Origin of the sequence: Paenibacillus sp. 32O-W, from assembly GCF_007679495.1 — a bacterium.
GTDB lineage: Bacteria > Bacillota > Bacilli > Paenibacillales > NBRC-103111 > Paenibacillus_L > Paenibacillus_L residui.
This window is the reverse complement of sequence record NZ_VEGP01000059.1, coordinates 24,954-37,145: the sequence shown is the minus strand read 5'-3', so window position 1 is coordinate 37,145 and position 12,192 is coordinate 24,954. Positions and strand designations below refer to the sequence as shown.

Here is a 12,192-nt window from a genome sequence, read left to right as displayed (position 1 = left end):
TCTTCGAAGACGAATAACCCGGTTTTAAAGGTAGCTTTTTATGCCAATTAGAAAGTTTGTTCCATTTTAATGCTTTATTGAACTTAAACTTTCTAATGTGGTAAAAAAAGAAGGGCCCTTGCCGGATATGTTACCAGCGGCCCTCTTGTTTTCGTTCCTCTATAAAACGGGACAGTCTTGCGACAACTTCCTCGAGCACCTTATCATCACGTACAAGCGCAATTCGAACATAGCCTTCCCCTTCCTGTCCGAACGCGTCTCCCGGAATAACGACAACGCCTGTAGAATACAAAATTTCCCGGGAAATTTGTCGAGATGTCCAGCCTTTCGGGATAGGCGCCCACAGGAACATTGTCGCTTTAGGTGTCGGAATCGCCCAGCCTGCCCGGTGCAAGCCATTGATTAATATATCCCGCCGCCTTTGGTAGACCTCCGCTACCCTTGGGCCAGTTCCTTGCCGGTCTTCCTCCAGAGCCGCAATGCCGGCTTGTTGGATAGCCTCGAATACACCATAATCGATGTTGGACTTCAGTTCACCCAATGCCCGAACCGCTTCGGGGTCACCGGCCATATAAGCGAGCCTGCAGCCGGCCATATTGTAGCTCTTCGACAATGAATGAAATTCGACAGCAACCTCTTTGGCCCCTTCGACCTGAAGAATGCTTGTCGGCTCATAATCGTCGAAGGCAAGCTCGGAATAAGCCAGATCATGTACGACAAGAAGATCATGATCCCGGGCGAAACGGACCAGCTTCTCAAAAAATTGGCGGTCCGCCACTGCCGAAAGCGGGTTGCTGGGATAGCTGCACAGTATGAACTTGGCACGGCGAACTACTTCCTCCGGAATATCTTCCAGCACCGGCAAAAAGTGATTTTCCGCCCTCAACGGCATCATCCACGGCGTGACCCCCGCCAACACCAAACTGGCATGATAGATCGGATATCCCGGATCCGGTACGATGGCGACATCCCCCGGATCGGCTACCGCCATAGCCAAATGCGCCAGGCCATCCTGAGAGCCCATCAATGTCAGCACTTCATTCTCCGGATCCAATTGCACCCCGAATCGGTAATCATACCAACGGGAGACCGCCTCCCTGAAGCCGCGTCCTCCGGATCGCGTCGGGTACCCGTAATTGGCCGGATTGGTCACGGCCTTCGCCAGAACCTCCATCACCTTGTCGGAAGGAGGTAGGTCCGGACTGCCGATGCCCAGATCAATGATGTCGGTCCCCTGCCGGCTGACCTCCTCTTTCCATTGCTCCATCTCAGCGAAGATGGCCGAACCTAATTGCCGAATCCGTTCGGACGATCTAACCTTCATCGTTCCTTTCCCCCACTCATGCCGGCACACCGGCTGACTTGCGAACCCTGTTTGCCAATCTTATTGTAGAACCTAAAAGCTTATATAGCCTCTCCTTTTACTCTTTCACTATATGCCATATCCTTAACAACATTAAATGTAAACAACGACTTATGCCGTTACCGTTTCGTAATGCAGTACCACCATTAGGCTTTACCGATACCGCAACTGCCCTGCCATTGCCCCAATCCACATGGCCGCAGCGGAGATCGTACCAATAGTAAACTATACCGCTCTTGCTTATTTTTGATGCATTCCCGGCGAACGGCTGCGGCGCTGCACGTCGAGCAGTCAGCCCTTTTGCCAAGCTGGTTATGTGTTCTCAAGGCCCGCCATCCATCCGACGTGGGCGAACGAATACAGCATGTAAATAAGAGAGACGGCCAAGGTCAGATATACCGAACCCAAAGCCCATCGTGTTCTTTGTGGTACAGTGAAATACTCCTCGTTCTCATAGGCATAATAATCCGCCCGGCAGCGGACCAATAAGAATCGCCCTTCCTTCTTATCCTTAATATCGGTTTGCAGGAGGCGGGCACGGTGAACCAGCACTTGCCCGGGAAGCAGCAGAGTCCCTCTCAAGCCTATGTCTTCCCACAGGAACATCATTTTTTGATGACCGTCCAGTTCCGAGTAGGTAGTGAACTCGAGGTCCTTCTGCTGATCCTGCCGCGGAAGCTCCAACCCCCGCTCCTTCAGCCGGTCCTCTACCCATGTCAGCGGCAATTCATAGGATGCCTCTATGCTCCGCAGCTTGGGCCCCCTCTTGCGGTCAATATATTTACGCGCCAGATCCAGGGCGAACAAAATCCAGAAGATAAATAGAATATAAAGCTGATAGTAAACAATAATGACCAGCCCGGCAATTAATCCGATGGAAACGAGCCGGCGGCTCACCGCTATCGCAATTCGTCCGCCATCCAAAGGATGGATCGGCAGTAAATTAACGAGGTTAATAATGAACCCGATATAGGCGAGCGCCAACAGCAGCAGCGAGTCCCAGCGGTTCCCTATCCAGTAGGAAGCGAATGCACCGATGCTTCCAAGCAACGGGCCTCCTAACGCAATATAGGCTTCCGTGGCCGCATTGCGGGGATGTCTCTCCAAATTCACCATCGCACCGATAAAAGGGATGAAGACCGGTGCGGAAGTGGACAGTCCTTTCTGCTTGGCGGCCACGACATGGCCCAATTCGTGAATCAGCACCATGACCACCATGCCTACAGCCAATTGCAACGGAGCGATCAGGGCGTAGGCTCCTACCGAAACAAGCATTGTCAAAATCGCGCCTCCGAAAGAGCCCATTTTCACATACGAGAGCCCCTTCTTAAGCTTCGTCAGACAAAAAGGCCATACGGCTTGCAGCCGCCGTACGCTTTCATCCTTACGATTTTGTTTGGCCTCCATTCACCCTGTCCCCCTCTGATGCTGTACGGACTAGCTTGCCGTCATCCCCATGCTTGCGAGTACATATCCTCCTTGAAGCCGACCGTCACCTTGCTGCCGTCCGTCACGACGGGGCGCTTGATCAATCTTCCGTTCGACGCCAACAGTCGGATCTGCTCCTCCTCGCTCATTTGCCCCAATTTATCCTTTAAATTCATCTCTTTATAAACTTCACCGGATGTGTTGAAAAACTTCTTCAGCTCCAATCCGCTTCTGTCAATCAAATCGGCCATTTCCGATTCGGAAGGAGGCTCCTCGAACACATTTACGACGGTTATCTCATGCCCTTTGGCTTCCAGCCATTTCTGGGCTTTGCGGCAGGTGTCGCATTTGGGATAAGAGTACATCTTCAGCTTCATTGTGATTCCTCCTTGCAGTAAAGCTTTCCGTGCAGATCATTATCGTTCCTGACGAATCATTTTCTCTGCCATTCCATTCAACAGTTTGCCTGGTCATGTTTCGACAAGGACATAGCTGTCTTGTCATCCTTCTGATGGTGCTGTTTGACGATACCATTGACGCTTCTGCGACTTGGAAGTCTATCTTGAAAACCCGTCTATTTATGCCGTGTAAACGGAATGGCGCGTCTACTACCTTGAAAATCCGTCTACATCATTTTCCGCTAGTACCGTTAACGCTTCTACGACTTCGACGTCTACCTTGAAAACCCGTCTATTTATGCCGTGCAAACGGAATGGCGCGCCTAACTGGATTTCATACAGTTAATTTGCTCCTCTGGAGCAAAAAGCGGAAACTAAGTGGAAAAACCGCAGTTAGTTTGGGTAAAAAAGGCGATGTCGGCAAAAAAACTCGATTTTAAATGCAGTTTTTCCATTTACTTTAATCACTTTCTGCCATTCGCTTGAATTTACCTACATAAATTACAGTTAAATCGTTTGCCAATCAGTAGCGATAGTTTTCTATCTATGCAACGTTTATATCAAAACTTATATTTCGTCAGTTGAAACAAACCTTTAATCAATTTTCGCTCTTGTGCAAAGTTATAGAACATGAGTTTGATATAAATAGCTTACCAAACAATTCATCAAACTTGTAATAGAAATTGCTTATTAATACGTAATCTTGTAAAACAATTTTTCCCATCGGGCGTTTCAGTCCGGTGGACCGCTACCCTTGCTGTCGTCCACCGCCGGGCTTCCAATACTTGCCGCGCCGGTGCCGCCGGATAAAGCCGCCCGCAATCGCTGCATATCCTCCGGAAGCTCCGCCAGGAACTCGACATACCGCCTTGTTCCCGGATGAACCAGGCCCAGCCGATAAGCATGCAGCGCCTGCCGTTCGATGCCGGCCTTTCCCGGAAGGGACGGACCCCCTCCTGCAGGATACATCTTGTCGCCGATCAGCGGATGGCCTATAGACAGCATATGTACGCGAATCTGATGCGTCCGACCGGTTTCCAGCCTGACGGCCACAAGCGTTGCCCCCTTCAGCCTCTCTACAACCCGATAATGGGTAACAGCCGGATAGCCGTCAGGAGTCACTATCCGGTAATGAGGCTGTTCGGGATCGCGGTCAATCGGTCCGTCAATCGTCCCTTCATCCGCCTCCATTTCGCCGTGAACCACGGCCATATATTCCTTCAGCACTTGCTGGGCCTTCATCTGCTCGGAAATATGCTGATGGACGAACGGATTTTTGGCGATCGCTAATACTCCTGACGTTTCCTGGTCAAGCCGATGCACCGGACGAAAACGGACCTTCTCCCCCCGCTCCAGCCAATGATGAACTACGGCGTTGGCCAATGTGTGCACATAATGCCCGTGCGTCGGATGGACAATCATCCCGGCGGGCTTATTAACGATTAGCAGATGGTCATCCTCATGAAGAATATCCAGCGGGATGTCCTCAGGCAGAATATCCTCCGACTGCTCCTGCTCCATGCGAATTTCGATCCGGTCTCCGGCATGCACCGGAACACTGATGTACTTGCGTTCCCCGTTTACCGTTATTCCTTGCTCGGTCCGTTTCAGACGGGAAAGGAGCTTCCGCGACAGCTGCATTCGGCTCTGCAGTATGGTTTTTAACTGGATGCCCTCCTCTTCGGGAGAAACCGTGTAGACTAGCGGCTCATAGTAGCTCATTTTTTTCTACGAAACACCTCGGCACTGCGAATATATTCGACATCCGGCACTCCCAGACGATAATTGACGGTACGGGCCACCGTAAAGAAGAAATCCGACAGACGGTTCAAATAAATGCGGACATCCTCGTTGATTTGGTCCTCCTTGGCCAGGGTAACGACTCTGCGCTCCGCTCTCCGGCATACCGTTCGGCATACATGAAGCAGCGCCGACGCTTGGGAGCCTCCCGGAAGAACAAAACGGGAAATATCGGGGGTTTCCGCATCGTATTTGTCAATGAGCGCTTCCAATCGTTCGGCCAACCCGGAGGCCAGCTTGAACTCTCTCTTGGCTCTTGGCAGTACGGCCAAATCATGCCCGCAATCAAATAATTCATGCTGAATCTGAAGTAAATCGTCCCGCAAATCGGCGAATTTGTCCTCTTCCAAAACAGCTATGGCCTGCCCGACAAAGCAGTTCAGTTCATCGACGGTGCCGTACGCCTCCACCCTGACATTATCCTTATCCACTCTTCCGCCGATGACTCCCGTCTGGCCGGCATCTCCCGTTCTCGTGTAAATATTCATTCTTGATCCCCTCCCGGCGAATGATTGATCAGATCCGTTCGATCCTTCGTTATTCCTATCATCTCATAAATTTCTCCGATAGCCAAATGTTCTCTTACATGATCCGCCAATCGGTCGAAGGCCGCTTCTCTCCGTTCTCGGAAATGGAAAGCGGCTTCTAATGGCGGCCAGCCTTTATTCAGCCGGATACGGTTCAGCCACCGCCGCCGGAATTCGTCATTGTGCAGGATTCCGTGCACATATGTGCCCCATACGCGTCCGTCCGAAGTGACGGCCCCTTCCGGATGATAATTGTCCGGGGCTTCTCCATCCCGTTCATTCTTTACCATAAAAGGATGCTCCACCGGAGCCGTGAAACGAGTCAAGCCCATATGAATTTCATACCCTTCTATCGGCTCCGCTTTGCTTTCATCGCGGTCCCGGGTATATCCTACAACGCGCTCGGTTTTTTTGTCCGCGACAAAGACCGTCTCCATGGGAAAAATCCCGAGCCCGGCCGATTCCTCCCGGTTCGATTCGTTGAAGTCGGGGTCGACCAACCGCTGTCCCAGCATTTGGTAGCCGCCGCATATTCCGACGAGCCATCCTCCCTCTCCGATATAGCGCAGAACAGCCTCGTCCAGACCGCATTGCCTCAGGTGCTCCAGATCCTCGACTGTATTTTTGCTTCCCGGAATAATGAGCGCATCGGGGCGGCCCAATTCTTCCGTAGAGGAGACGAAGCGCAGATGAACATCATCCTCCTCATATAGAGGATCAAGGTCCGTGAAGTTGGAAATACGGGGCAGCCGGATGACTGCGATATCGAGCGCCCGCTCTGCCTTGCTCTGCTGCCGCTTCTGCTTGTTCTCCAGAGACAGCGAATCTTCGTCCTCCAGCTCCAGCTTGGGGATATATGGAATGACCCCCAGCACCGGTTTGCCCGTCTTCTGCTCCAGCCAATCCAGACCCGGTTTCAGCAGAGACACATCCCCGCGGAACTTGTTGATGATGAAGCCCTTGACCCGATCCCTCTCTTCCGGCGTCAGAATTTCAAGCGTACCGACGATCGAAGCGAAGACCCCTCCCCGATCTATGTCGGCCACGAGCAGAACCGGGGCGTCGGCCCAGCCGGCCAGCCGCATGTTCACAATATCCCGGTCCTTCAGGTTCACCTCGGCCGGACTGCCCGCTCCCTCAATAACGACCAGATCATAAGCCTCGCGCAATCGGGCGAGCGCTTCCCGGACAATTCCTCCCGCTTCGGACAGATAGCTTTCGCGATAGGTCCGTGCATCCAGGTCCTTGTACGGCTTCCCATGGACAACGACCTGCGAAACCATATCCTGCTTAGGCTTCAGCAGAATCGGGTTCATATCCGTCGTTGCCGCTATCCGGCACGCATCCGCCTGCATTCCTTGAGCACGCCCGATTTCTTTCCCGTCGGGGGTAACGTAAGAATTCAGCGACATATTTTGCGATTTGAACGGTGCGACCTTCCAGCCGTCCTGGACGAAAATTCGGCATAATGCGGCAGCGAGCAAACTTTTGCCTACATCCGATGCGGTCCCCTGCAGCATGATGGTGCGTCCTGACGCCTGCTCCATACGTTTCATCCAACCAACCCCTTTCCTTCCTTAAACTACCTGTTCCGGGAATGACCGTTTAATGCGTTATTCAGTCCGGCAATCAACGCTTCGTTATCTTCCCTTAACCGGACAGCAATCCGGCAGTATTTCTCGTTCAACCCGGGAAACAGGGAGGCATCGCGGATCAATATTCCTTGCGCCCCCATACTTGCCTGCAATTGCTTGACGTTCTGGCCGAACCGATCCGGAATGGAGAACAGCACAAAATTGGTATCACTCGAATAAACAGTCATGCCGAGCCTCGTCAGCTCGGACGACAGCCACGCCCGTTCGTCCTGCAGCCAAGCCTTGGTCCCGGCCGCATACTCCAGGTCGTCCAGAACGGCCTCCCCGATCCGTTGAGCCAGGGAGTTGACCGACCACGGAATTTGCAAACGGCTCATCGCCTCAACGATCCGGGGATGTGCGACGGCAAAGCCAAGCCGTATCCCCGGAACGGCATAAAACTTCGTCATCGAACGGATAACGATGAGCGACTCGGCCTCCGGCGCCCGGGCAATCAGGCTGACCTCTTCCTCTGCGGGGACAAAGTCCACGAACGCCTCGTCCAATATAACGTTCCGTCCGCAATCGGAGAGAATGGCAAGCGTCTCTTTGCTTAACAATCGTCCGGTCGGGTTGTTCGGATGACCGAGAAACAGCGTGTCGCAGCAATCAACAGCATTCAGCAAATCCTGCTTCCGCAGCTCGAAGCCATTCTCCGGATCAAGAGGCAGGTCATATACCCTCCCCCCTGTTTTCTCTATGGCCTCCTCGTATTCCGAGAAGCAGGGCCGGGCCAATCCGGTCATCTGCGGCCTAAGCACCCGCACGGCCAAATCGATGCATTCCGCGGCGCCGTTGCCGACGAGGATGCTCTCTTCCGGTATCCGATAGACGGAAGCCAGCTTGGCTCGAAGCTTCCTTACTCCCGGATCGGGATACCGGATCAACTCCTTCGCGTACTCGGCAACGAGCCGCTCAACGGCCGCCGGCGGACCGAACGGATTCATGTTCGAGCTGAAATCAATAAATTGATCGCCCGGCAAGCCGAAAGATTGTTGCGCGGTCAGTAGATCTCCGCCATGACCGTATTTTTCAAGCATCATTCTTCAGTCTCCTTGCATTCCAAGATCATTTATAACGTTCCCAGCATAAGGACGACGGCGGCAAGCTGAAAAAGCTCACAGCCTTCGTTGACGGCACCGTAAGTATCGCCGGTTAACCCGCCGAGCTTCGAGTTCAGGTAGGAGGCTGAGGCCCAGCCCGTCACTCCGGTAACGGCAAGCAGCAAAGCGGTGCCGCCCAGTATACGAGGCCAACCCCAGCCGAACAGCAGAAACACCGCGCCTGTAAGAAGAAGCGCCAGCAGGGCGACGAACCAGACATGCTTGCTCCCGACCTCACGATATACGGAACCCATCCCGCTGTCTCTGCGCGCATAAGGCCAGCCGACAATGGCCGCGACCATAAAGGCGCGGCTCCAGATCGGTATGCAGATGATGAAGGCGGCCCCCCATGTCCAGTGCATGTCCAACAGAGTATACAGGAAGGACAGCTTGAGCAGAAGATAAAGAACGCCGGCTATTACTCCCATAGCTCCGACCCGGCTGTCTTTCATAATTTCCAGCATTTGCTCCCGGGGCCGATGGCTTAGAATACCGTCGGCGGTATCCATCCATCCGTCCAGATGAAGCGCCCCCGTCAAGAATACCCAAAGTGCCAGCAGCACGGCGGATGCCGGAAATGCGGGCAGCCAAGCGTGAGCCAATGTGCCGGCAGCAGCGAGAACGAGGCCGATGGCCAAGCCCGCTACGGGGTAGAATAGAACGCTTCTCCGGAATACCTCCCCGGTATAGCGAACTGCAACCGGGCAAGGAAACCGGGTCAGCAGTTGAAAAGCAGCCGCACAGCTATGCAGAATCGCGACTAGCCGATGATTACCGCTATCCACAGACACACCACTCCCCCCAAGATTAAATCCGCCGTCCGGTATAACAGCAGGACCGTCCCCATAATGTGCTCCCGGTTCAAAGGCTGTATCGGCCAGCCCATCCCCGCCCGCTCGCTGATTACGCTGCCGTACCGGTTGCGGCCGCCGAGCCGGACTCCCATCGCTCCTGCCGCAGCCGCCTCCGGAATGCCGCTGTTCGGGCTCGGATGAAGCCGGGCAAAGCGGATAATGCTCATCCATGCCCGACGAGCCGACATGCCGCGGGTGACCCAAGCAGCTATAACGAGCAGCAAGCCGGTCACACGGGCGGGAAACCAATTAAGCACATCGTCCAGACGGGCAGAGAACCAGCCGAAATGAAGGTAGCGCTCATTCTTATAGCCAACCATCGAATCCAGCGTATTGGCTGCCCGATAGGCCATGGCCAACGGCGCTCCTCCGAGCAAAGCGAAGAACAGCGGAGATACGACCGCATCCACTGTATTCTCGGCAACCGTCTCAACCGCGGCTCTCGCGATTTCCCGCTCATCGAGATGGTCCGTATCCCTTCCTACGATATAACCGACGTAGGTACGCGCCTCCCCGAGATTTCCGGAAGACAACGGCTTATAGACGAGCAGAGCGGCATCTTTAAGCCCTTTAATTGCAATCGTGGTCGAAATGAACCATGTATTGACCGCGTAGCCCAGCCAAGGATGAATGGCGGAAGCCGCCGCCACGATCCCCCACAGCACGGCAAAAGATGCAGTGACCGTTGTCGCCGCCAGCACGGCGCCCCGGAAGCGAAGCGCCGCGGCCGGGAGTGAAGGCGAAGCCCCTTCCCGATGCAGGACGGCCTCGAGCCGCTTGATCAACCGGCCTATCCAAATGACCGGGTGAGTGGGCCATCGGGGATCTCCGATCCAACGGTCCAGCAGTATGGCCGCAGCCAGCATCCACAATATTTCCTGCAAGCTAAATAACAGCAGAGCTCATCCCACCTTAAGCCCAACGCTAATCCAAGCGGAAAGCGATGCTTTTCAATTCGACGGCAATTCCTGCCGTCACCAGGAAGACCTGCCGGCTGACGGAAGCGATCCTTTGATTCATCCTGCCGGCCAAGTCACGGTACAGTCTTCCCAACGGATATTCGGGAACGATGCCGCTTCCGACCTCGTTCGATACGAGCAGCACGGTTCCCGGATAACCGTTCAATGCCTCCGCCAGCTCGTCGATCTTCCGCTCGACCCGTTCAGCGGCATCCGGTTCTCCTTCGAAGCGGAGGAGCCAGTTGGACAGCCACAGGGTCAAGCAGTCTATCAAGACGACTTGCGTCCGGGAACCGGAACAATTTCCAGCGGAGGCAGGAATCCCATACGGGCTCCCTTCCGGCTGGGTGCGGTGTAACGTTATCGCATCTCCGGAAGGAGCCGGCTGGCCCCCCCGCCCTCGTAAGGGCGCATCTTCATGGACAACGCCATCGGCCTGCCTTCCCTCCGAGGAGTTCGAGGCTGTCCATGCCTGTTCCCGCGCAAGGTCTTTCGCCAGCATATCGGCCAAATGGTACGGCTCCTCCAGCGTCACCCACGAAAACCCTGCCTCATCCCGCCGGCTGCGATGCCGGCGAACGCGGTCCGCCATTTCATCATCGTAAATTTGCGCGGTCGCCACGTAGATGCCGTTTGTCCCCAGCCGGGCGGCATACTGCTCCGCAAATTTACTCTTGCCGCTGCGGGCTCCTCCCGTTATCAACACGATCATTCCCGTCCCTCCGCTCCACCGTATTCTTGCGTCCATGCCATTAATAATGGTTAGTCGTGACATATCCACCAAGCCTGTAATGTCGACTCCGTTAATCGTGACATTCCGCCGCCAGCATTCGACCCTTTAGCCGCAGCTTGCGGTCAGCCCTTGGATACTCCCGCACTTTCGAAGGTCGCCATCTCATTGATGATTTTCATTGCGGCCTCTACCAGGTGGAAACAGAGCACCGCGCCTGTCCCTTCCCCGAGCCTCATATCCATATGAATCATCGGCGCGAGGCCGATCGCTTCCAGCAGCTTGCCGTGCCCCTGCTCCCGCGACAGATGAGACGCGAGCATATACCCGACGGATAATGGAGCTATCCGCGCAGCGACCAGGGCGGCGGCGGAAGAGATGAAGCCGTCGATCACGATCGGGCAGCGGCGCGCGGCGGCCCCCAGGATGACGCCGACCAGGCCGGCAATCTCGAAGCCGCCCAGCTTGGCCAGCACATCCAGCGGATCGTGCGGATCGGGCCGATTCGCTTCGATCGCCCGGCGGATGACATCCTGCTTGTGCTGCCAAGTGGCGTCATCGATGCCGGTGCCGCGGCCGGCCGCCTGATCGGGGCCGATTCCGGCGAGCACCGACAGCAGCGCCGAGCTGGCCGTCGTATTGCCGATCCCCATCTCCCCCGTTGCGAACAAACGGAAGCCTTGATCGGCCAGCCCGCCTACCAGCTCGAAGCCTGCCTGCACCGCCTGCGTCGCCTCCTGCTTCGACATGGCCGGACCTTTCGCCATATTGCTCGTTCCCTTGCGAATCTTGCGGTTGACCAGGCCCGGATGGTCCATATCGGCGCAGACGCCCATATCGACGCAGATCACTTCCGCCCCGGCATGTCTCGCCAGCACATTGACCGCTGCGCCGCCGTTCAGGAAGTTCTGCACCATCTGGGGCGTCACTTCCTGCGGGAACGCGCTGATCCCTTCTTCACATACTCCGTGATCCCCGGCCATGACGATCACCGCCTTCTTGCCGAGAATTCCTTCGCCAGCCTTGCCGGTCTCGTAGCTGCCCGTCATTCCAGCTACCTGCCTGGCAACGGCTTCCAGCTTGCCGAGGCTCCCCGGCGGCTTGGTCAGCGAATCCAATCTTCGCTGTGCAGCCTCCATCGCCTGCTCGTCCAACGGTCGGATTTGTTCTATGTATTGTCGGATGATGTCCATGCTTTTCCTCCCCTATCCATGCGGTGATTGAATGAACCCTTCGTGTCCAATCGCCAAGTTTGATATCGGACAACCGAAACGCTATTCTCCCGGAGGTCCGGGATTTCTATAAAGCTCGGCTCGTTGCCTGGCTTCCTTATATCCCATCCATACTTTTGCATTATGGTTTGTATTATACAGGGTGCACCAGGTTTGCTCCACCT

General features: G+C 55.0%; 11 protein-coding genes. All 11 read right to left on the bottom strand.

Features of this window, described 5'->3' with window-relative positions; genetic code table 11:
• Positions 1-130: 130 nt before the first annotated feature.
• Positions 131-1,324 (bottom strand): aminotransferase class I/II-fold pyridoxal phosphate-dependent enzyme, encoded by a 1,194-nt coding sequence (locus FS806_RS19610; protein WP_144940002.1) that lies wholly within the window; start codon positions 1,322-1,324, stop codon positions 131-133.
• Positions 1,325-1,675: 351 nt separating this feature from the next.
• The gene (locus FS806_RS19605) at positions 1,676-2,770 is read right to left on the bottom strand and encodes a site-2 protease family protein (protein WP_144940000.1); all 1,095 of its coding nucleotides are present in this window, start codon (positions 2,768-2,770) and stop codon (positions 1,676-1,678) included.
• Between the two features lie 41 nt (positions 2,771-2,811).
• Positions 2,812-3,168 carry an arsenate reductase family protein gene (locus tag FS806_RS19600; RefSeq protein WP_144939998.1) on the bottom strand — a complete coding sequence of 119 codons (357 nt, stop codon included), beginning with the start codon at positions 3,166-3,168 and terminating at the stop codon, positions 2,812-2,814.
• A gap of 753 nt (positions 3,169-3,921) precedes the next feature.
• Positions 3,922-4,911, bottom strand: coding sequence for an RluA family pseudouridine synthase (locus tag FS806_RS19595; RefSeq protein ID WP_144939996.1), 990 nt, complete (start codon positions 4,909-4,911; stop codon positions 3,922-3,924).
• Positions 4,908-5,477 (bottom strand): cob(I)yrinic acid a,c-diamide adenosyltransferase, encoded by a 570-nt coding sequence (locus tag FS806_RS19590; RefSeq protein ID WP_144939994.1) that lies wholly within the window; start codon positions 5,475-5,477, stop codon positions 4,908-4,910. The genes FS806_RS19595 and FS806_RS19590 overlap by 4 nt, the downstream gene beginning before the upstream one ends.
• Positions 5,474-7,072: a cobyric acid synthase gene (locus FS806_RS19585; protein WP_313960606.1), complete on the bottom strand. Its 1,599-nt coding sequence runs from the start codon at positions 7,070-7,072 to the stop codon at positions 5,474-5,476. The genes FS806_RS19590 and FS806_RS19585 overlap by 4 nt, the downstream gene beginning before the upstream one ends.
• Positions 7,073-7,098: 26 nt before the next feature.
• Positions 7,099-8,193, bottom strand: coding sequence for a threonine-phosphate decarboxylase CobD (cobD, locus tag FS806_RS19580; protein WP_313960605.1), 1,095 nt, complete (start codon positions 8,191-8,193; stop codon positions 7,099-7,101).
• Between the two features lie 29 nt (positions 8,194-8,222).
• The gene (gene cobS, locus FS806_RS19575; protein ID WP_144939992.1) at positions 8,223-9,038 is read right to left on the bottom strand and encodes an adenosylcobinamide-GDP ribazoletransferase; all 816 of its coding nucleotides are present in this window, start codon (positions 9,036-9,038) and stop codon (positions 8,223-8,225) included.
• On the bottom strand, positions 9,014-10,006 hold the full coding sequence (gene cbiB, locus FS806_RS19570; RefSeq protein WP_144939990.1) for an adenosylcobinamide-phosphate synthase CbiB: 993 nt from the start codon (positions 10,004-10,006) through the stop codon (positions 9,014-9,016). The genes cobS and cbiB overlap by 25 nt, the downstream gene beginning before the upstream one ends.
• Positions 10,007-10,031: 25 nt before the next feature.
• Positions 10,032-10,778, bottom strand: a complete 747-nt coding sequence (locus tag FS806_RS19565) for a bifunctional adenosylcobinamide kinase/adenosylcobinamide-phosphate guanylyltransferase (protein ID WP_144939988.1) — start codon at positions 10,776-10,778, stop codon at positions 10,032-10,034.
• 143 nt (positions 10,779-10,921) lie between these two features.
• Positions 10,922-11,989, bottom strand: a complete 1,068-nt coding sequence (gene cobT / locus FS806_RS19560) for a nicotinate-nucleotide--dimethylbenzimidazole phosphoribosyltransferase (protein WP_144939986.1) — start codon at positions 11,987-11,989, stop codon at positions 10,922-10,924.
• Between the last annotated feature and the right edge of the window lie 203 nt (positions 11,990-12,192).